This window comes from Streptomyces sp. NPDC003042 (assembly GCF_053591315.1).
In genome coordinates, this window is record NZ_JBSFTP010000018.1 from 24,666 (window position 1) to 44,122 (window position 19,457).

Genomic DNA, 19,457 nt, shown 5'->3' on the forward strand with positions numbered 1-19,457 from the left:
CGGTGCCCGCTCATGACGTCGCGGCACCGGATCGCGCGGACGCTCCTTCGGTGATCCGGCAGGCCACTGCGTCCTCGCCCGGGTCCGCGGCCTGGCGGGCAGGGGCCCGCCCGCCCAGCGCTCCCACCAGCCACCCGATGTTCTGCGCCGCCTGTACCGAGGCGAGCTGTGCTGGCGTCCGGCCACGGGGTAGGGCTTCGTCGTGGTCCTACCAGCCGTGCTGTCGCCCGCGCCTCATTCCGTACGAGACTGAAGGCGAGAGAAACCCTTGCCATGGCCACCACCACTCCGGCCGACGCCAACCACGCCGTAGAGTTGGCCATCACCGGCATGACCTGCGCCTCTACGTAACGCGGGTCGATCGAAAGCTGGGCAAGCTCCCCGGAGTGAGCGCGACCGTGAATCTCGCGACCTCGACCGCTCACATCACGCGAGCCGACCCGGGCGCCTCCGCGGAGCAGCTGATCGCCGCCGTCGAGGCCATCGGTTACGGCGTGGCACCCCTCCGTGACCAGCCCCCGGCCGAGGCGGCTGGAGCCGAGGCCGCCGACACCGAAGGCGCCCGCATCTCGGGGCCGCGCCGCCGTCTGATCGCCTCCGCGGTACTGGGTCTGCCGGTCCGCCGTGTCGATGATCTCTGCTCTGCACTTCCCGGGCTGGCGTGGCTCGCGCTCGGGCTGGCGACCCCGGTGATTGCCGGGGGGCCTGGCCGTTGCACCGAGCTGCGGCCCTGACCCTGCGACACGGTTCGGCGACGATGGACATCCTCCTCTCGCTGGGTGCGCCGGCCGCCTACCTGTGGAGCGCCGGCGTCCAGTCGCGGGGTCTTGAGCGGCCTGGCCGACAACCGGAGATCAACCCGCGCCACAACCCCTCCGCGAGGCGCCTCAGCAAAGCAGCCGGAGCGGCGGCGAGCCGGAGGGCTGCTGGTGGGCCACTCTCCGCTGAAGTACGGCTTCAGTACTTCAGCGAGTGGGCGCGGGCACCAGTCGGCCAATGCGCCACAAGGGTCGGCACACAGCCTTCCATTCCAGCGGCCGCCTCGCGGATTCGATCCATGGGGCGGCCATCTGCCGGATCCCCCGTCAGGCATGCGCCACCGAAGAAGGTGACCGCGAGACCGGTCGGACCACGGGGTCGGAACAAGCCGCGACGGCCGCCCCCTGTCGGCGCAAACCGGCTGCTTCGTCACCGCACTCTGTTGACTGCCCACAACGTCGTACACCGGCACGCGCGTCGGATCGGCACTGAAGCATGGCTCCCCAGGAGACCTCCCCTACAAGGCCCCGTGGCAGCCGGAGGGGCTTCGTGTGAGTTACCTGCGCGAGACCACCCTCTGCCGGCTACCTCCGGCGTCCCGATGGGGCAGTGAGCCGGGTATCGGCAAGCCGATGAACCTCGCCGCCGGCCGCTGAGCCCGAAAAGGCCGGATCCGTCGGGTAACGGGCCCGGCCTTTCGGTCGGCGGTCGGTCAGACTCGGTCAGCCGCGATCAGAAGGTACTGGAACGAGCCGTCCTTGTAGGAGTTGATGAACGCCTCTTCAATACCGGTGACCAGAGAAGACGTGGCCCGCAGCTCCCAGTAGGGCAGGGTCGCAGGAGTCAGGTCGATGACGGCCTGCGGTACGAGACGGCAGTCGGCCATCGCGCGCAGGTACTCCCGGCGGGAGTGGATGTTGCACTCGAAATGCGCGTTGATCTGGGAGACCCGCTTCGAGGGCTGGCCGTAACGCGGGTTCCAGCAGCCGGTGATGGTCACGTAACGGCCGCCGACCGTGAGGATGCGGGAGTGCTCGGCAAACAGGTCGTGCAGGTCGACGTACATGCTCGACTCGTTGTTCCACGAGGCCGCGGCCTGCCCGGTCTCGAAGGGCATGCTGAGCATGTTGCAGACGCGGGCGTGGACGTGGTCCTCGATGCCGAGTTCGCGGGCGCGGTGGTTGGCGAAGTCGGCCTGCTTGGTCGAGAGGGTGACGCCCTCGACCTTGCATCCGAAGCGCTGGTGGGCCATGACCATCGAGCCGCCGCGGCCGCATCCGGCGTCCACGAGCGTATCGTCGCGCTCGATGGGGCCGAGGTGGTTCAAGAGGACTTCGGCCTGCGCCGACTCGAGACGATGGAGCTCGGCGATCAGCTTCTTCTCGTATTCGCTGTCGCCGGCGTCGCCGAGGGCGCCGTGGTCGACGTCGCCGATTCCGTAGTGGTGGTGGTAAAGGCCGTCGACGTCGCCGAGACGCAGGTTCACCGGCCTGGCCTCGTTGTTCCAGTAACGGGCGATGTCGCCCTGGTAGAGCGTCACCGGGGCGGGGATGAACGCGGAGGCGCCGGCAGTGGTGAGGTCGATGCTAGTCACAGATAAGTCCATCCTTACCAGAAGTCGGGCAGGCTGTAGCGGTAGGTGTTGGTCATGTGCCAGTAGTGGTTGCCGTCGACCCACACGGCCACGCCCCGTAGGAAGCTCAGCACTCTCGGGTCGGGACAGGCGGTGGCCAGTTCGGCGGCCGCGGCCTCGAAGGCGTGCATGAGGTCGTTGTGGACCTCGACCGCCTTCAGGTAGGCGTCCTTTTCGGAGCAGCTCTCGCGTTCGGCGATCACGACCGGCAGGTTCAGGTGGCGGCCCGGGCTGACGAGCTCCTTGGTGTAGGAGTACAGGTCGTTGACGATGGTCGTCGCGTTCCCGGCGAGCGCGATGACCCGCTGCATGGCCGGTTGGGCGTGCAGGTCCGCCGGCAGTTCGTAGCCGCCGACGGTGTCGGTGATGGTCGGGCAGGGGCGGAAGTTGTTGAACTGGCGCATCGCCAGGTACTCCCACACTTCCGGGACGTACTCCGTCTGGGCCCAGGCGGCCTCGGCGAGGTACCCCATGTGCAGACGGGCCATGTCGTGCCGGAACCGGTCGGCCTGGGAGGCGGTGCCCACCTGGAGGAAGTACTCCATGGCGGAGCGGTAGGCCCGCCGAGGGGCGTCCGACTGGAGCGACTCCGCCCACACCGGCTGATACTCCCCCGTCGTGTGGAGGGGGTCGAGAGCGGTGTGTGCCAGCAACAGGCGTCCACCGAGGCCGATGGGCGAGCCTCCGTGGTCCTCGCAGTAGCAGTCGTCGACCGCGTTCTCGGCCACCATCAGCCGCGTGGCGATCATCAGGTGTTCGATGGTGGGCGCGTCCGGATGGCAGGCGACCATGTAGCGCCCCACGGAGAAACCGTCGAACTGGTCCTCCCACTCCGGGGGGTACGCCTCAACCTCGTCCACCGCCCACGTCTTGATCCTGTGGCTGACCTCCTCCACCCGTACGGGGTCGGGTTCCGGCACCGGGTGGTAGTAGAGGCCCGGGATCGGAATGCCTTCCCTCGTCGGCGGCGGCTCCGGCGGCGCGGGCGGTGCCTCACGCGGGGTGAAGTACAGCCCCGCCGTGCCCAGACCGCTGGGGCCCCGCAGGAGCCGTTCCAGGGAGGGGTTCGGTGTCCGCGCCGTGGCGGCACCCTCCCGTACGCCCTCCGCGACCAGGCTGCCGCCCGGGCCTCCGGCAGGGACGGGCACGGGGAAGGAGGGCCCGGTGGGCAGGGCAGGCCGGCCGACGACGAGGGCGTCGACGCCGCGGCCGTGGCCGTACGCCCCGAAGCGGGCCGCGGCGGCGGGCAGGCTCGACTGCAGAGGGGAAAGCCCAGGATCGGGCATCCGTAGCTCCTTGATGAGGTGGTTGGACTGTCCCGGATCCCGGGCAGGCTCGGCCGGCCCGGGAGGGACCGGGTTCGTGTCCGCCGCGGCCGTCAGCCGTTCCTGCGGCCGATCTGTACGTTCTCCAGAACTCCGAGCGCGTCGGGCACCAGGATGGCGGCGGAGTAGTAGGTGGAGACCAGGTAGGAGATGATCGCCTGCTCGCTGATGCCCATGAAGCGCACCGACAGGCCCGGCTCGTACTCCTCCGGCAGACCGGTCTGGCGAAGACCGATGACGCCCTGGTTGTCCTCGCCGGTTCGCATGACAAGGATCGAGCTGGTGTTCTGCTTACTGATGGGGATCTTGTTGCAGGGCAGAATCGGGACCCCGCGCCAGGCCGGTACTTGCTGACCGCCGACGTCGACGTGGTCCGGATAGAGCCCGCGGGCGTTGAACTCGCGCCCGATCGCCGCGATCGCCTTGGGGTGGGCGAAGAAGAACTTTGAGCCGCGGCGGCGGCAGAGCAGCTCGTCGAGGTCGTCCGGAGTGGGCGGGCCGGAGTGGGGCTGGATCCGCTGCTTGAAGTCGGCGTTGTGGAGCAGGCCGAACTCCCGGTTGTTGATCAGCTCGTGCTCCTGGCGCTCGCGCAGCGCCTCGATGGTGAGCCTGAGCTGCTCCTCGGTCTGGTTCATCGGCCCGTTGTAGAGGTCGGCGACCCTCGTGTGCACCCGCAGTACGGTCTGAGCGATGGAGAGTTCGTACTCGCGCGGCTTGAGCTCGTAGTCGACGAAGGCGCCGGGCAGCTCGTGCTCGCCGGTGTGGCCGGCCGACATCGCGATCTCGGCCTCGCCATGGCGGTTCTGCCGCTGCTGGGGAAGCGAGCTGAACTCCCGGATGTGGGCCTGGAGGTTCGGCGCCGCAGACAGCACGGCGTTGAAGTCGTGGCGGGACAGGGTGACCAGGGTGCCGGGGGTCTCGGCGGTGGCGGTGTAGTCCCACCCGGCATCGCCGTCCAGCAGGGCGTTCTCACCGAACCGGTCGCCGTCGGCGAGGACCGCGACGGCGACCTCGTCGCCGTACTTGCCGACGGAGGTCTGGCTGATCCGGCCGTGGGCGATCAGGTGGATCTGCTCGGCGGGGGTGCCGCGCTCGACCAGCACCTCGCCGGCTCGGAAGTCGCGCTGGACGCACCGGCCGGCGAGCGCGTTCAGCACCTCCAGGTCCTCGAAGCCGCGCAGCAGGGCCAGTTCGCTGAGCTCGCGGGGGATCACCCGGACGTCGGCACCGTCCTGGACGAACTCGACGCGCCCGTCTCCGACGGTGTAGCTCAGCCGGCGGTTCACCCGGTACGTGCCGCCCTTGGTCTCCACCCAGGGAAGCATCCTCAGCAGCCAGCGGGAGGTGATCTCCTGCATCTGCGGGGCGGACTTGGTCGTGGTGGCAAGGTTGCGGGCAGCCGCCGTGCTCAGGCTGGACTGCCGAGGCGGCTCCAGCTGCGCTTCCGGGCTGGTGTCAACGGTCATCGGGTGAGGTCTCCTTCGTAAAGGGCGGTGATCGGCGTGCGTGCACGTCACCGGTGAAAGAGGAAAAGAGGGTGAACATCCGGGAATCCGTCCAGATCCGGGGGGAACAGTAACGAGTTGTAACTGGACGTAACGGTCTGTACACCCGATCGGCCCTGAGAAACCGCCGATATACCCTCGATGCAGTGATCTTGACCCGAACGGAGTTTGCGTGGGCAACCGACGGAATTGCTGGGTCGCCGACCACATCGCGGAGTACGGAGGACAGCGTGACCGCTTGGCCCTCGCGGGGGACAGCGCCGGAGCCAACGCCGCCGCGGTGATCGCCTTGACCTTCCGCGACGACCATCAGCCCCTGGCCGCCCAACTGCTCGCTTACCCTCCCCGACCGACTTCCTCGGCGACGACCCCTCGATCACCGAGACGCCGACGGGTGCTTCCTCACCAAGGACCTGGTCACCGAGATCCGCCGCGGCTATGCGGGCGACGACCCCGAGGTCCGCGGCTCCTGGCAGGTCTCCCCCCTCCACGCAGAGAACTTCCAAGGCCTTGCCCGACCGTCATCGGCACCGCCCAGTACGACCCACTGCGCGACGAAGGACACGCGCCTACGCCAGGCCCTGGAGAGAACAGGGGTGGACGTCTTCCACCGCTGCTACGACGGCCTCATCCACGCCTTCCTCAACCTCTTCGGCCTCTCCCAGGCCGCCGACGCCGCAGTCGGCGAAATGTACGCCGAACTCTCCAAGTTCCGGAGGAGAGCGGTCAGGACCACCACTACCGATCCGCCCGCCGCCGGGTCCCAGGTGCAGGAGACGTAGCCCGGCAAGCGACCCCGCGCAGCCGTAGGCGGATGCCGGCAGTGCCATCGGTCCCAGCCGCTCGGTCAGCAGCCGGGCCGTCTCCGCGGGAGTGATCAGCGGCGCCAGGAGAGGCACGTTACCCACGGCTTCGAGCGACATGACCGGTTCGCGCCTCCTCGGCCCGGCCCAGTTGCCCCCACCGCGGCACCCAGACGAAGTCATCCGGAGCTGCCACCCTGCGTGGCCGCCGTCGCCGCCGCCAGTCGCCAGAGCGGCGGCGCCTGCCGTACGCGAGCCTCCGCGCGCAGCGTGCCGAGCAGGGTTCGGGCTTCGGCGCCGGTCAGGCCGAGGTCCTCTCCGATCCTGCGGGTGGTGACGTACGCGATGCCTGCGGCCGGCGGCCCTCTCCCAGGCGCCGAACCGGGCCCGGACGGTGGCGGCACTCTGGATCGGCTGCACTGCCACGGCGTCGCCTCGGGATGCGCCGCGCGGTGGCGTTCGCCTTCGATTTCCGAGAAGCCGCACACCGCGCGGGATACCGCTTCGGCCAGACCGGCCAACGGTGGCGGCCGCCGCTCGATGCCGATCGCGGACGGTGCTCGATCCAGCTCCGCCTCCCCCACCAGCCGATCGCGTCGGAGTTCACGGCAGACTTCACGCCGTACCGTTTCGCGCGCAGGATGTCCTCGTCACACAGGTCAAACGGCTCGGGGTTGGGCTGGGCTGGGCTGGGCTGGCTGGGCTGGGCTGGGCTGGGCGGCGAACGCCCCAACCAGCCAGCCCGCTCTCACCTTCGCGACCTGGTGCTGCGGCAGATGAACCGCGGACATCCGCCGGCGTGGCCCACGGTCACCGTGCGGGAAGGGTGAGTTCGCCTCCGCGGTGGAAGCTCTCCCGCTCCTCCACGACGTATGGGGCCATGGCCTCACGCCGCCGTTTCTCCACGTCGGAGGACCGCCACGCGTCACACGCTTGCCTGGAGTCCCAGAGCGACACTCCGGTGATCTCCTGCCCGTCCTCGGACCAGTACGCGTACGCGCGGCGCATGCCCTCAGGGAGGGAACTCGGGCGCCATGCCCTCTCGAACTCCTCCAGGGTGCCCGCCTTGATGCGGCGCGTTGTCACCCAGACAAAGTGCTCCTCCACGGCAGCCTCCTCAGGAGCGGGGATCCGCTCGCCTCGTCTCTCTGACCACCGTAGGTCCGTGTATCCGCTTCCGCCTCCGAGGGCCGCGCCCATGCCGCGTCGGTTGCCCGTCAGCGACGGCCGCACCCTCGTGAGCATCGTCGATGTGGCCGACATCGCCACGGGGCGAAGGGCGTGCCGCAACCGAACCTGAGGGCAATGATCGTACGTAGTTTCGATTGATGCTGACCGTTTGCCGACCGATTGGCTTTGATCTCCGAGTGGCTCCGCGCGGACAAATCCGTCCTCGCTCTGACCGATGACGACCCTTCCACCGCAGAGCGCTCACGGCATCGACGCCCACATCCCCTGGACCCGCCGCGCACTGCCCGGCCGGACGGCCACCCCCGACGGCAGTCGGCATGACCTGATCGGCTACCTCCGCAAGGGCCGCCAGCGTCTGGCCGTCAAGCCCACATCAGGCAGGCCCACATCAAGCCCACCGATCGCACCCGCGGCGAAGGAGTCGGCATGGGGGCACACGGCCGACGCGTGGGAGCAAACCCTCCACAGCGCCACGACACAGCCCGGCAGCCACGTCGTTCAGAGGTGCCGGGCTGCTGCTCGTTCTTCACCTTGGCGGTCACCTACTACGGCGCCTTGTGCATGGGCGCGCTGTCCCACCCCCAAGCCTTCACCCTTTGAGCGACTGTCCTACGCGGCGGCTCGCGCTCCCGTCGAACGATACGAGCGGGGACTCACGAAAGCCTGCGTTCCCCGTGATCACGCCACTGCACTTCGGCACGCGGGGGCGGCTTGAATCGTTTCTGCGGTGAACATGGCCCTCCACCTGGGCGAGTCGGCACGTCCGCTCCACCAAGCCGCCAGAATCGGCGTCTAGAACCTTGTGTGATCGACAAGCTGGTGCGGCCGCCCGTGCGTCACCGTTCGCTCAAACCAACCGGAGGTTGTGATGGGGCCCTCAGCGCACCGGAGGCCCACATCGCCACCCACGGAGACGGCTTCCTGCGCGGATGGCTCCGGGCAGGGCCCGCAGGCTGGCCCATCGGAGAACCCCGTGGCTGCCGACGTCCGCAGCGAGGAAGGCAGCCCGCCGACGAAACGGCCGGTGTACGAACAGGACACACCTCGGCATCCGACTGGCTCCCTCGACGGGTCGGCGGATCGTACGGCGCCCGGTCTTCCTCCCCGCTCCCCCCTCGGCCGCCTCCCGCTGCACCGCTCTCCGCCGAGCCGGTGGCGGGCCCGTCGAGCCGACTTCTCTCCTGGACCGCGCACATGACTACCTTCCTCACTGTTGCGGCGATCGTCGTGGCGCTCGTCACAGGGTTGATCGCCAACTACCTCCGGCGCCGCAGGCACACCGATGACGGCGAGGAAGGCTCGGTCAGTGATCTGACCAGCCCGCTTGAGACCCTCGCCGTTCTCCTGGTGGCTTTCGTGATCGTCGTCGCCGCGGAGTCATACGGCTCGGCCGGCGAAGCCGTCCAAGTGGAGGCCAGCAGGGTCGACCAGCTCTACGAAGTCGCCGACTACGCTCCCGAGCCCCAGCGCGAGCGCCTGCAAGGGGCGGCGGTCTGCTACGCGCGGGCGATCCAGGCCGCCGAGTGGCCTCTGATGGCCCACGGCGGGGCGAAGTCCGCTGTCGCGTCGGTGTGGTCCACCGACTTCCGCCGGCACTTCAAGGAACTCGCCCACAAGAACGACCCGACGTTCGCTCTCCTGGTAGATGCCGACGACGAGCGTTCCAAAGCCCGCCAAAAACGCATCTCCGAGTCAAGCCCGGCCATCCCCGCAGTCGTGTACTGGTTCATGGTCGTGGCCCTGGCCGCCACCATCGGCGCCTTCGCCTTCGGCCTGCCCACCCACCGCGGACCCTCGCACCTGCTGCTGCTGGGCGTCCTCGCGGCGCTGTTCACCGGGTCGCTTCTGGTGATCCAGGACATCGACTCGCCCTTCTCCGGCCGGATCCGGATCACCAACCAGGACATGCGGGAAGTCGCCGCAGACCTGACCGAGGACTACGCCACCGACCACCCCGCCGGCACCCTGCCCTGCGACGCCGGCGGCAAGCGGACCACCACCTGACACCGCGCCCTGACCCTCATACGGTGCGATGCCTCATCTGCACCGCAGTAGTGCGATGTCCTGGTGCAGCAATCAGACGGCGGGATCGGCGGACTGGACTTCCAGCCCCTTCCCGTCGAGGCCGTAACGCCTCCAGCCTGGGAGGTCGAGATCGTGTCCGTCTGCTCTCGTGAGGGACCAATCGGGGCTCACCGCCCGGCGGTTGCTCCTGGCGCGTTTGGGGCAGGGCGTCGGTCGGCTGGCCATCTGCCTCGACCCGTCGAACGCGGACTTCGTGGTACTGACCCCAACCCGGAGCTGAGCCCCGCATGCCGGGCGTCTGCGCCTCCCCGAGCCGACCAGCGGTGCCGTGCAGCTCGCCCGCGGAGTTCTTCAAGGCGGCGGGTGCGGCGAGGCCCACGGCGGCCCCCGCGCGGGCCAAGGCGGACCACCGCACCGCCAGGGCGCATCAGGATGGCCGTTTCCCCAGACAAACACGGTACCCGCGCTGCACCACCAGCAGCCGAAGAGCCAAGTCTCCGGTGCGGGGCGGGAGGCCGCCGGCATCCCCCTGCCGTGTCCGAGGTCAGCAACGGCGAGACACGATCCCGATCTGAGCCACGCACTGCCGAGTCAGGCACCGGCCTTCGCGCCTGAGCATCCACGCCACAGCCCCCTCCCGTACTTATCGGCCACCCCTGTGAACCACATTCGGTCAAGTGTGGGAAAAGGATCACGGTCGAACTTCGCTTCCCCTAACGTCGGGCATCTGTCTTCGGAAAACGGGGAGAACATGGATCCGATCACGGCTATCGCCGTTGCCGGGGTGGCTCTGGTCGTCAAGGGGGCGCTGGAGACCACCGGCCAGGAAGCGGGGCGGGCGGGCTGGGGTGGAGGTGTTCAGCTCGTCGAGCGGTTGCGGGCTCGGTTCCGGGGGGACACCGAGGCCGAAGGGGCCCTTGACCAGGTACAGCAGAGTCCCGGGGACACAGCGGCCCAGGAGGAACTCCAGCGCGTGCTGCTGGCGCACATGCTCCGTGACCGGGACTTCGAGGCCCAGATCCGGCGGACCGTCGACGAGGCCGTGGCCGCGCGTGACGGCCGGAGCCAGGTGAACGCTGCCGTGATCAAGAACGCCCAGATCTTCAACGAAAAGGTCGAGGTTCAGGGCGACTGGAACATCTCCTGACGGGCTGAACGTTCATGAGCAAAGAACCGCTGCCGGACGACGCGGTGCGCACAACCAGTGACTCCGGGCCCGTCCCGGAAGACCCGGCGCCCGGGACGAGCAGGTCGCCCGCCACCGACAGCACAGCGGACGAGGACGGCCCTGTCAGTGAGTCGGACGCGTTGCGGTCGCTGGCCTCGGGTGGCGGGGAGGGCGAGGCCGAAAGGGCCGAGGCACTGCGCGCCGGGGCCATCGCGGACCGCATCGCCGAGCGGCTGAACGCGGACGCGTCCGGGACCAGAATCGGCACGCTGGCGCTCTTCAACGACACGGTGAGCTTCGGCGGCGGATTCAACTTCGGCGGCGGGCGCGGACCGTCGGCCTCTCGCGGATCCACAGGTACGGTGCCACTGACCGAGGATGAGATCGCCGAGTACACGGATCTCTACGTACAGCCGGAGCGTTACGACGAGGCGCTGGACGCGTTGTGCAGCCGGCATCTGCTGGTGCTGACCGGTTCGCCCGGTAGCGGGCGGACGGCCGCTGCCGTCAACCTGCTCGCCGAGGCGCTCACACTGAACAGCTCCTCGGACGGCGGCTGTCACCGTCTCCTCGACGCTGCGTCCATCATCTCCCCCGCCTGGGAACCCCCGGCCGAGCGGAGCGCCTGCATCGCCGTACTGGACGGCTGCCCCGACGGGCTTTCGGCTCGTGGCCTCGTTGGCGCCGCGTCGAAGCTCCGGGCTGCCGGGGCTCATCTCGTGCTCATCGGCGACCCGAAGATCGAAGTGGCGGTATCCGGCCCCGGCAGCGACGACCTCGCCTGGCACGGGCTGCGTCCGGTGGATCCACTCGCCGTGCTCGAGCGCCGGGTACTCGGGCACGACGCTGGTCCCGACCGCCGGGCCGAGCTGATGACGCTGCTGAACGCCTCGGGCGCCTTGACCGCTCTGCGGGAACAGCCGATGGCTGCCCACGCGGTACGGCTGGCTTCGGTGATCACAGCCGAAGGCGATCTGGAAGCGGCCGTCGCCTCGTTACGTGACCCCAGCGATCAGGTCTACACGTGGTTCCGCACCCATCATGAGCCGGAGGCCATCGCCTTCGCACTCGCGGCCGCCGTGCTGGAGGGCAGCGGATACCTCACCGTCGCCGATGCCGCGCTCCGCCTCCGCCGCGCCCTGTCGCCCGAGGAACCGGCGCCGCCGGATGTACGTTTCCGGGACCGTATGGAGCAGGACCAGCCCTGGATCGAGCTGGTCTTCCCCGGACCGGGGGAACTGCCCGGATCTCCCGGGGTGCGTTTTCGCAGTGCGCTCGTACGCCACGTGGTGCTCACCTACGCGTGGACCACGCTGGACGGGCGTCGGGAAGCGGTGCTCCAGTGGTTGCGGCAGCTGCTGGGCCACTCCGATCTTGAGGTCAGGGCCCAAGCGGCGGTCGCGAGCGGGGTACTTGCCCGGGCCGACTACCACTACGCGGTGTACCGCTTCGTGAAGTCCTGGGCCGGCAGCACTTCGTGGCCGGTGCGGCAGGCTGCGGCAACGGCCATCGGCGTGGCCGGATCGACTCCCGCCACCGCCGAACCGGTATGGGAGCTGCTGCACCAGTGGGCAGCCGGCGGCCACTCGGCGTACGAGCGGCGGCTCGCGAGCACCGCCGCCACCGCGGTCGGCGGGCTCTTCGGCCGCGACGCCCCGGACCGAGCCCTGGGCGTGCTGCGCAGCGCTCTGGACCGGGGGGACGACTGGGGCACCTTGACCCCGGTCGCCTGGGGCGGAGTACACCTGCTCCACCAGGGGCGCACGCAGGAGGTACTGACCGCCTACCTCCACTGGTCTCAGCCGCAGGACCAGTCGCCGATGGTCCTCAAGACGCTCTCCGCGTTCGTCTTCGCCGCCTCGACGCCGTACACCTCGGCCATGCCTGGCGGAGCGGCACCGGAGGGATCCGTCGACGGCGTGCCGCTGCTCCTGAGTGCGCTGCCTGACCACCGCCGGGCACTGGCCGAGCTGTGGGGGCGGGCACTGGCCCGCAAACCCGTGCAGGAGCCGGCGTTGGCGGCCCTGCGCGGATGGATCGACACCTACGCAGACTCGTGCCCGGGGGCTCCGGCCTCCCTGCGCACCCTGGTGCTCGACATCGCACGTCTCCCGGGCAAGCACCGGGAGCGGTTGCACTGGTGGCTGACGAAGTGGGCCGACGACCGGGAACGTCCCTCCGCGTGTGCCGAGGATCTGGCCCGCACCCTTGAGCTGTGAGAGGAGTACGGTGACGGAACTGACCTACGACCCTGTGCTGGACTGCCAGCCCGTGCCGCGCTGGCGGCTCGTCAACCCGCTGCGGCCCCCGGCCCCGGGGCGCGCGCTCGTCCTGGTGCCCGACAGCGGGGCCGCTCTGACGATCCTGCCGGGCGAGGAGATTCCGGCGGCGCGGTTCGGTTCCTACCAGAGCGTGTACACCGTCGATCTCGCAGAGCACCGGCTGATCCTGGACATCCCGGTACTCAGCAGGGACGCCACTTTCTCGTTCCGCAGCAGGGTCGATCTCGTCTGCCGGGTCGCCCGTCCGGCCGAGGTCGTCAGGCGCGGCATCCGGGACATGAGCGGAGCACTGTACGGGCACCTGCGCAAGATGCTCCGAGAGGTGGCACGGGAATACGACGTCGCTGAATTTCACCAGGCGGAGCGGGCCTTGAACGCTTCACTCAGTGGCTTCACGGGTGATTCGGCCGTACTGCTGCGCGGCCTTCATGTGGAACTGCTCGTCGACGAGGACGAGATCGCCACCAGCGGGCGGGAGTTCCGCGATGTCGTACGGGAGACCCGGCTCGACGGCATGCGGCGCCGACGCCATCTGGAGCTGATGCGGGACGAGGGCGTGGAAGGCGTCATCGCCGAGATCATGGAGAGGGAGGGCCCGCGCGCCGCACTCGCCTGGATCGAGAAGAGCGAGGCCGAGCAGCGGGAGGCGCGTCTCCAGGCCCTGCGCATGGTCCTGGAACGGGGAGATGCCGACCGTGAGCCGTTCGAGCAGGCGGAGCTCGAGCGAGCCGTGATCGACGGAATTCTCGGCGGCGAGGAGGGTCCGTTCGGCGGAGCGCGGCGAGGACGCCTGCGAGGGACTCTGTCCTCCGGACGCGACCCTCTGCCCTCGGTCACCGGGCCGGAGGGGGACGCGGACCGTCCGTCGTCGGGCGCGGGTCCCAGCGGGCGCACGTCGCCTGCCGCAATGCCCCGGACGTCGGGGAGGATGCCGTTGCGGGGCGAGGTGGTGACGCCGGGGTCGACGGCTGCGCCGGAAGACGAACCGGTACCGCCCACGACACCGCCGAGGCGGCCGGAAGCAGGCGGAGCGGCACGGCCCCCCGGTGACCGACCGGTCTCCGGTACGGTCGGCACGGCCAAGCCCTCACGAGTGTCCGGCCCCGCGCGCCCCTCCGGAACGGAACGCCCGTACGACGCCGGCACCCCGGCGGCCGAGCAGCCCAGGCGGGTGAGCCGGGTACGGGGCACGGCGAAGCGGCAGCACGGCACGGACGGCGGCGAGCGAACATGACTCCACTGCGCCAGGGCCCCCAGGATGACTGGACCCGCATGATCGGCCGCGGTCCGGTCGCCCCGCCCTCCTCACCACCGCAGCCGACCGCTTCCCACGCGCCGGGACCCCAGCCCGCCCCCCGTACGACCTGGGGCAGCGGCATTTCCGGGCTCCACACCATCGGCGTATGGACGGAGCGGGTGCCGGGACGCGGCGAAGACGCCGAGCCGCTCCTCTCGTACCACCTGACGAAACAACGGGGCCTGATCGGCGTCTTCGACGGTTCGGGCGGCTCCGGTTCCTCGCCCGCCTGGCAGGCCCCGGACGGTGAGCAGCGGACGGGCGCGTGGGTAGGGTCACGCGTCGCCCGGCTCGCCATGGACTGCTGGTTCCAGGAGGTGGCCACCACAGGAGAAGCAGCCGATCCCGAACACCTCAAGGAGTACTTGGACTTCTTCCACGAGCGAGCCCCGCAGCGGCGCAGCAAAATCGTGGGCCGGATGCGGCGTCAGTTGCCGACCACACTGGCCGCCGTCGAATTCCGGCTGCGGCCGGGAAACGCGTTGGAAGGCAGGGCTCTGTGGGCCGGGGACTCGCGCGCCTATCTGCTGGACCCGGAAGCCGGGCTCCAGGTACTGACTCGGGACCACACCGAGGTGAGCGACGCGCTGGAACTGCTGCGTTCGGATCCGCCGATGACCAACACGGTCTGTGCGGACCGTGACTTCTTCGTCCAAGAGCACCCGTTCGAGTTCCCGCTGCCCTGTGTACTACTGACGGCCACGGACGGGTTCTTCGGGTACGTGCACACCCCGGCGGACTTCGAGAACACCCTGCTGTCCACCCTGCAGGACGCGAACTGTGAGACGGAGTGGGCCGAACTGATCCGCCGGAACGTGGAGGGCTATACCGCCGATGACGCCTCGCTCGGCCTCATCGCGCTCGGCTACAAGGACTTCGCGCGTCTGCGGTCCGCGTTCGCCGCGCGGAAGGAGTTCATCGCCGGGTTCTGCCGGACGAACCGGCCCACGAGCGCGGATCCGGCGTCTGCCGTACGGGCCTGGCAGGACGGCACCTGGCACCACTACCGCACCGGCTACGAGGCATACCTGCCGACGCCGGAGGAGGAGCAGGCATGAAGCAGGGTGATGAGATCGCGGGATACCGTTTGGTCAGCGAGCCGACCAACGCCAACGGCGGCAAATGCATGTGGGCGTTCGCCGAGAAGGACGGTCATCAGTACTTCCTGAAGCGTTTCCTCGAACCCAAGCGTCCGCGCGAGGGGTCCACCGCGAGTGCCGTCAGCCAGCGGATCCGGCTCGAAGTCTGCCAGGAGTTCGAGGACCGGCACCGCGGCATCATGAACCGGCTGCGCCCGGACGCCCGCGGCGGCGGCAATCTGGTGCTGGCCACGGACTTCTTCCACGAGGGCAGCACGTACTACAAGGTCACCGAGCGGATCGACACCTCCAGCCTGGAGAAGCCCCAGGCACTGGAGCCCCGGCAGAAGGCGGTGCTGCTGAAGACTCTGGCACTGAGCCTCCAGCTGCTCCACGACATCGACGTGGTGCATGGCGACCTCAAGCCGCTCAATGTGCTGATCCAGAAGCGCGACGGAGTCGTGTTCTACTCGGCGAAGCTGATCGACTTCGACGACTCGTACGTATCGGGCAGTCCGCCGGGCCGCCAGGACGTTGCCGGGGACTCGTTGTACGGGGCACCGGAGTGGCGCCGGTACGTCCAGGAGGACGAGGCTGTCCAACCGGAGCATCTGACGACGGCGGTCGACATCTTCGCGCTGGGCCTGATGACGCACTACTACCTGACCGGCGCGCTGCCGGGACACAGCGCGCGGTACGGGTCCCCGGCCGACGCGGTATCCGCGGGAGACGCGCTGACCCTGGACCCGCGGCTCTCGGATTCCATGCAGGGGCTCATCCGGGCGATGACCGCTCCCGTGCCGAGGAACCGGCCGCGGATCGTCACCTATCTGAAGGCGCTCGCCGACCCGCAGGTGTGCGCCCTCGTACACCGGCGCCCGGGTACGGCCAAGCCGATGGGGACGGAAGCCCAGGTGCCGGGTCCGACGGGTCCGCAGCCCGGGGTGGCTGACGACACCGTCACCCGGACCAGCCGGATCAGGACCAACCTCCGCCGCGGCACGGTGCCCGCGCCCACACCCCCGCCTTCGTCCACACCCCCTTCACCGCCTGCCGGGACGGCGAAGGGCGAAAGTGCGGCGCCGGCCGCCGGGCGGACATCGCGGGTCCGCATCAACTTCGGCGACCGCCGCCGCACCTCGTAAGCCATTCGAGATCCTCGAGGAGACACAACCCATGAACGGCAACAGTGACCAGTACCAGGGCAACCTGCAGTATGCGGTCGACATCGTGCTGTGCATCGACGCAACAGGCAGCATGTTTCCGGTCCTGGACACGGTGAAGACCAGCGCGCTCCAGTTCCACGACCGGCTCAACGAGGTGATGGCCAAGAAGGGCAAGGCCATCAGCCAACTGCGGCTGAAGGTCATCGCCTTCCGCGACTTCGGTGACAACGCCGACGACGCCATCGAGCAGACCGGCTTCCTGGTGCTGCCCGACCAGTCGAAGGACTTCGAGACGTTCGTGCGGGGCATCGACGCCGGGGGCGGCGGCGACATTCCGGAGTCAGGTCTCGAAGCGCTCGCGCTCGCGATCAACTCGCCGTGGGAGAAAGGGCTCGACCGTCGGCGACACGTCATCGTGATGTTCACGGACGCCTCCGCCCACCCCCTCGGCACAGTCGGTACGTCGGCTCAGAGCTATCCGGTCGGCATCCCGCGCAGCATGGACGAGCTCTTCGAGCAGTGGGGCTACGCACGCAGCCAGACGGCGGTGATGGAGCAGTCCGCCAAGCGCCTGGTGCTGTTTGCTCCGGACGGAGCGCCGTGGCAGGACCCGATCGCCGAGGAGTGGGACCTGACCCTGCACTTCGAGTCCAAGGCCGGCGCCGGGCTGGAGGAATTCGAGATGGACGAGATCATCGAGACGATCGCGAACAGCCTGTGAACCTGGACCTCCCGGGCGCATCGGTGCAGCTGGCCGACGGTACCTTCCTCTTCAACTGGCACCGCTTCGGTGTGCTGGAGGTGTCGGTCGCACGCTGCGCCTCGCTGCACAGCAGGGCTCATGGCCAGCAGGGCGAAGTGCAGCTGATCTTCCAGTTCCGGCCGGAGGGGGCGGGCGAGGGGGCGAGCGGGATGGTCATGGTACGGGTCGACGTTCCCGTCCAGTACGCGGCCTCAGCCGTACGGTTCGTGACGGAGGTTCGTGCCACGTACGGCATCGTCGGGCCGGCGGAGGACAGCGGCCAAGAGGACACCGTGAGCCGCATTCCTCGGGACAGCCAGCACTGGATCACAGGGCCGACGAACGCGGACTCCGAGGAACTCTACGGGCAGATCTTCGACCGGATCATGACAGAACCGGCGCCCTGACAGGCTCAGACAGGAAAAGGGGGAGCGACGGTGGCCGGGGCCAACTGGCGCTGCACGGCATGCGACGTCTACAACGTGCCTGCCGCAAAAGCATGTCAGGCATGCGATACGGAACGAATCAGGCCGCCCGCGCGCAAACCGTCCCCCGCCCGACCGTCGGGCGACTGGAACTGCTCCCAGTGCGGTACGAACAATGGTCAGGACGATCTGAGCTGTATCGGCTGCGCGACCGGCTGGAAAGCGGCCTCGAGGAAGGCTGTCCCCAAGAAGCCGTCACCGCGCAAACCCGCCGCAAGGAAATCGGCCCCGGCCGGACCCACCACCGCGAAGAAGACGACGGTCCCCAGGAAGACAACGACCAGGAAGACGACTTCGAGCCCCGCCATGCCCGGCGGCACGGTGGGGTCCCGGCCCATCGTGCCGCCCCGCAGCGAGCCGGCAGAGGTGTTCTACCCCTCGGCGTCCGGCGGGTACACACCGGCGTCCACCGCGCCTGCCCCTCCGCCGCCCACCCCGGCCCCGCCGTACACCCCTCCGTACCGCCCTCCTTCCTACCGGCCTCCGAAGCGGTCCGGTAAGGGCAAGGGCTGCGCCCTGGGTTGTGTCGGGTTGTTCGTCATGATGTTCCTGCTACCGATGCTGGCCAGAGGCTGCCAGGGGTTCCTGATGTCGGATGGTGACGGTGCCGGCTCGGGCTCCGGCGGCACGACGCCCACGGCCGCCGCCTGCCCCGGCCGGATCGCCGAGGCCATCCCCGCCGGGGACGGGGCGGAGTTGGTCAAGGCGTTTCGAACGGAGAACAAGCAGATCACGCTCTGCCGGACGAGCGGCGGACGCCTGTACTACTACGGGGAGTTCAGCGACCACCGCGAGCCGGGAATCGCCATGCCCGCCGAGGAGACCACGAGCGGCTTCGAGGCGCGCAACGATCCGTACAGCTACCGCATCGACGGGGACACCGTGACGATCTACCGAGACGGCAACCGGATCGGCCGCGAGACCCTCAGCCCGGAACCATCCCCGTCCTGACGGTCGCCGCTGCAGGTTCGCGAGCCAGTCCCTTGGAATTAGCCTCGGCACCGCTGATCCGGGAGCAGGGCAATCTCCGGGTTTTGGCCCCTCCGGTTCTGTGATCTGCTGGAGATGTCACCACCGCCATCGGCATGGGCGCCGGGGGCGGCCAGGGCTCGCGTCCTTGGGAGGCGTTGCATGCCGCATCTACGCCTGTCCCCGCCGGCGCCCACGCGGCCCGGGGTTCTGCTGCCCGCGCGTGACCTGGCGGTCGCCTGGTTCCTGATGGTGCTGCTGGCCGCCCTGGCATGGGTGCTCACCACGCAGCAGTCCCGCCACATGGGCATGGAGCCCGGCACCATGGGCCTCGCACTTCCCCTCTTCCTGCTGCTGTGGGTGGTCATGATGGCGGCGATGATGCTGCCCTCGGTGGCACCGGTCGCGATCACGTGGGTGCGCGGGATCAACCGCCGTTCGGCGGGATCCGCCCGCGTGCTCCGGATCGCCGAGTTCGTGGGCGGCTATCTCCTCGCGTGGACCGCATTCGGGCTGCTCGCCTACGGCGCCCTGGCCGCGGCCGGGCACCTGGTGGACCGGGATCCCGGGACGGGCCGCTGGATCGGCGCCGCTGTGTTCCTCCTCGCGGCGGTCCAGCAGTTCGGGCCGCTGAAGCGGGTCTGCCTGCGGCATTGCCGCAACCCGATGTTCCAGCTTCTCCAGTACTCACGCTTCCGGCCCTGGGCCAAGGACCTGCGGGTGGGCGCGCACCACGGGCTCTACTGCGTCGGCTGCTGCTGGGGACTGATGATCATCATGATCCCGCTCGGGGTCATGAACGTGGCCGTGATGGCAGGACTGGCGGCCGTGATCTTCCTGGAGAAACTCTGGCGGCAGGGACCGTGGCTCGCCTGGGCCGTTGGCCTCGTGTTCCTCGTCCTGGCCGGGCTCGCCCCGTTCCAGGACTGGCTGCTGCCCGGCCTGGAGCCATCCGGTTCGCCGATGGGGCCGATGGACCACATGTCCGGCTGAAACGATGAGCGAGTGGCGCGCCCACTGCGGGAGGC

The 19,457-nt window shown here is 69.3% G+C and carries 18 protein-coding genes and 1 pseudogene; 13 read left to right on the plus strand and 6 right to left on the minus strand.

Annotated elements, in window-relative coordinates; translation table 11 throughout:
- The first annotated feature begins 137 nt into the window (after nt 1–137).
- Nucleotides 138–734 (plus strand): cation transporter, encoded by a 597-nt coding sequence (locus tag ACWDYJ_RS12795; protein WP_451565533.1) that lies wholly within the window; start codon nt 138–140, stop codon nt 732–734.
- A gap of 737 nt (nt 735–1,471) precedes the next feature.
- On the opposite strand, the gene ACWDYJ_RS12800 is transcribed toward ACWDYJ_RS12795, so the two are convergent.
- From ACWDYJ_RS12800 to ACWDYJ_RS12810, 3 genes are all read right to left on the minus strand, one after another.
- Nucleotides 1,472–2,365: a geranyl diphosphate 2-C-methyltransferase gene (locus tag ACWDYJ_RS12800; protein ID WP_451565534.1), complete on the minus strand. Its 894-nt coding sequence runs from the start codon at nt 2,363–2,365 to the stop codon at nt 1,472–1,474.
- A gap of 2 nt (nt 2,366–2,367) precedes the next feature.
- A complete protein-coding gene (locus ACWDYJ_RS12805) occupies nt 2,368–3,678 on the minus strand; it encodes a family 2 encapsulin nanocompartment cargo protein terpene cyclase (protein ID WP_451565535.1) in 1,311 nt (436 codons plus the stop codon).
- A 92-nt stretch (nt 3,679–3,770) separates the two neighbouring features.
- Nucleotides 3,771–5,183, minus strand: coding sequence for a family 2B encapsulin nanocompartment shell protein (locus tag ACWDYJ_RS12810; protein WP_451565536.1), 1,413 nt, complete (start codon nt 5,181–5,183; stop codon nt 3,771–3,773).
- 211 nt (nt 5,184–5,394) lie between these two features.
- Here ACWDYJ_RS12810 and ACWDYJ_RS12815 point away from each other — a divergent pair.
- Nucleotides 5,395–5,778: pseudogene (locus ACWDYJ_RS12815) on the plus strand (alpha/beta hydrolase fold domain-containing protein); the annotation flags it as partial.
- A gap of 40 nt (nt 5,779–5,818) precedes the next feature.
- Nucleotides 5,819–6,004, plus strand: coding sequence for a hypothetical protein (locus ACWDYJ_RS12820; RefSeq protein ID WP_451565581.1), 186 nt, complete (start codon nt 5,819–5,821; stop codon nt 6,002–6,004).
- A 200-nt stretch (nt 6,005–6,204) separates the two neighbouring features.
- Here ACWDYJ_RS12820 and ACWDYJ_RS12825 read toward each other — a convergent pair whose 3' ends face one another.
- Nucleotides 6,205–6,609: a hypothetical protein gene (locus ACWDYJ_RS12825; RefSeq protein WP_451565537.1), complete on the minus strand. Its 405-nt coding sequence runs from the start codon at nt 6,607–6,609 to the stop codon at nt 6,205–6,207.
- Between the two features lie 226 nt (nt 6,610–6,835).
- A complete protein-coding gene (locus ACWDYJ_RS12830; protein WP_451565538.1) occupies nt 6,836–7,132 on the minus strand; it encodes an antibiotic biosynthesis monooxygenase in 297 nt (98 codons plus the stop codon).
- A gap of 1,278 nt (nt 7,133–8,410) precedes the next feature.
- Between ACWDYJ_RS12830 and ACWDYJ_RS12835 the strand changes: the two genes are divergently transcribed.
- From ACWDYJ_RS12835 to ACWDYJ_RS12870, 8 genes are all read left to right on the plus strand, one after another.
- Entirely contained in the window at nt 8,411–9,220 is an 810-nt protein-coding gene (locus ACWDYJ_RS12835) for a bestrophin-like domain (protein WP_451565539.1), read from the plus strand.
- Nucleotides 9,221–9,992: 772 nt separating this feature from the next.
- Nucleotides 9,993–10,388: a hypothetical protein gene (locus tag ACWDYJ_RS12840; RefSeq protein WP_451565540.1), complete on the plus strand. Its 396-nt coding sequence runs from the start codon at nt 9,993–9,995 to the stop codon at nt 10,386–10,388.
- A 14-nt stretch (nt 10,389–10,402) separates the two neighbouring features.
- Complete coding sequence (locus ACWDYJ_RS12845) at nt 10,403–12,628, plus strand: hypothetical protein (RefSeq protein ID WP_451565541.1); 2,226 nt, start codon at nt 10,403–10,405, stop codon at nt 12,626–12,628.
- A 10-nt stretch (nt 12,629–12,638) separates the two neighbouring features.
- A complete protein-coding gene (locus ACWDYJ_RS12850) occupies nt 12,639–13,925 on the plus strand; it encodes a hypothetical protein (RefSeq protein ID WP_451565542.1) in 1,287 nt (428 codons plus the stop codon).
- Nucleotides 13,926–13,963: 38 nt separating this feature from the next.
- Nucleotides 13,964–15,046, plus strand: a complete 1,083-nt coding sequence (locus ACWDYJ_RS12855) for a serine/threonine protein phosphatase (protein WP_451565543.1) — start codon at nt 13,964–13,966, stop codon at nt 15,044–15,046.
- A complete protein-coding gene (locus ACWDYJ_RS12860; protein ID WP_451565544.1) occupies nt 15,043–16,212 on the plus strand; it encodes a protein kinase domain-containing protein in 1,170 nt (389 codons plus the stop codon). Before ACWDYJ_RS12855 ends, ACWDYJ_RS12860 begins: the two co-directional genes overlap by 4 nt.
- Before the next feature lie 31 nt (nt 16,213–16,243).
- Entirely contained in the window at nt 16,244–16,954 is a 711-nt protein-coding gene (locus ACWDYJ_RS12865) for a vWA domain-containing protein (RefSeq protein WP_451565545.1), read from the plus strand.
- A complete protein-coding gene (locus ACWDYJ_RS12870) occupies nt 16,951–17,382 on the plus strand; it encodes a hypothetical protein (protein WP_451565546.1) in 432 nt (143 codons plus the stop codon). Before ACWDYJ_RS12865 ends, ACWDYJ_RS12870 begins: the two co-directional genes overlap by 4 nt.
- Nucleotides 17,383–17,579: 197 nt before the next feature.
- Here ACWDYJ_RS12870 and ACWDYJ_RS12875 read toward each other — a convergent pair whose 3' ends face one another.
- Nucleotides 17,580–17,768 carry a hypothetical protein gene (locus tag ACWDYJ_RS12875; protein WP_451565547.1) on the minus strand — a complete coding sequence of 63 codons (189 nt, stop codon included), beginning with the start codon at nt 17,766–17,768 and terminating at the stop codon, nt 17,580–17,582.
- Nucleotides 17,769–18,048: 280 nt separating this feature from the next.
- On the opposite strand from ACWDYJ_RS12875, the gene ACWDYJ_RS12880 reads away from it, so the two are divergent.
- Nucleotides 18,049–18,411 (plus strand): hypothetical protein, encoded by a 363-nt coding sequence (locus ACWDYJ_RS12880; protein ID WP_451565548.1) that lies wholly within the window; start codon nt 18,049–18,051, stop codon nt 18,409–18,411.
- Nucleotides 18,412–18,591: 180 nt separating this feature from the next.
- The gene (locus ACWDYJ_RS12885) at nt 18,592–19,422 is read left to right on the plus strand and encodes a DUF2182 domain-containing protein (protein ID WP_451565549.1); all 831 of its coding nucleotides are present in this window, start codon (nt 18,592–18,594) and stop codon (nt 19,420–19,422) included.
- Nucleotides 19,423–19,457: the final 35 nt, after the last annotated feature.

What these genes read in the sequence shown, in the direction of transcription:
- ACWDYJ_RS12795 (WP_451565533.1), top strand. Translation starts at nt 138, where the DNA reads ATGTTCTGCGCCGCCTGTACCGAGGCGAGCTGTGCTGGCGTCCGGCCA.
- ACWDYJ_RS12800 (WP_451565534.1), bottom strand. Translation starts at nt 2,365, where the DNA reads ATGGACTTATCTGTGACTAGCATCGACCTCACCACTGCCGGCGCCTCC.
- ACWDYJ_RS12805 (WP_451565535.1), bottom strand. Translation starts at nt 3,678, where the DNA reads ATGCCCGATCCTGGGCTTTCCCCTCTGCAGTCGAGCCTGCCCGCCGCC.
- ACWDYJ_RS12810 (WP_451565536.1), bottom strand. Translation starts at nt 5,183, where the DNA reads ATGACCGTTGACACCAGCCCGGAAGCGCAGCTGGAGCCGCCTCGGCAG.
- ACWDYJ_RS12835 (WP_451565539.1), top strand. Translation starts at nt 8,411, where the DNA reads ATGACTACCTTCCTCACTGTTGCGGCGATCGTCGTGGCGCTCGTCACA.
- ACWDYJ_RS12840 (WP_451565540.1), top strand. Translation starts at nt 9,993, where the DNA reads ATGGATCCGATCACGGCTATCGCCGTTGCCGGGGTGGCTCTGGTCGTC.
- ACWDYJ_RS12845 (WP_451565541.1), top strand. Translation starts at nt 10,403, where the DNA reads ATGAGCAAAGAACCGCTGCCGGACGACGCGGTGCGCACAACCAGTGAC.
- ACWDYJ_RS12855 (WP_451565543.1), top strand. Translation starts at nt 13,964, where the DNA reads ATGATCGGCCGCGGTCCGGTCGCCCCGCCCTCCTCACCACCGCAGCCG.
- ACWDYJ_RS12860 (WP_451565544.1), top strand. Translation starts at nt 15,043, where the DNA reads ATGAAGCAGGGTGATGAGATCGCGGGATACCGTTTGGTCAGCGAGCCG.
- ACWDYJ_RS12865 (WP_451565545.1), top strand. Translation starts at nt 16,244, where the DNA reads ATGAACGGCAACAGTGACCAGTACCAGGGCAACCTGCAGTATGCGGTC.
- ACWDYJ_RS12875 (WP_451565547.1), bottom strand. Translation starts at nt 17,768, where the DNA reads ATGGCGGGGCTCGAAGTCGTCTTCCTGGTCGTTGTCTTCCTGGGGACC.
- ACWDYJ_RS12880 (WP_451565548.1), top strand. Translation starts at nt 18,049, where the DNA reads ATGTCGGATGGTGACGGTGCCGGCTCGGGCTCCGGCGGCACGACGCCC.
- ACWDYJ_RS12885 (WP_451565549.1), top strand. Translation starts at nt 18,592, where the DNA reads ATGCCGCATCTACGCCTGTCCCCGCCGGCGCCCACGCGGCCCGGGGTT.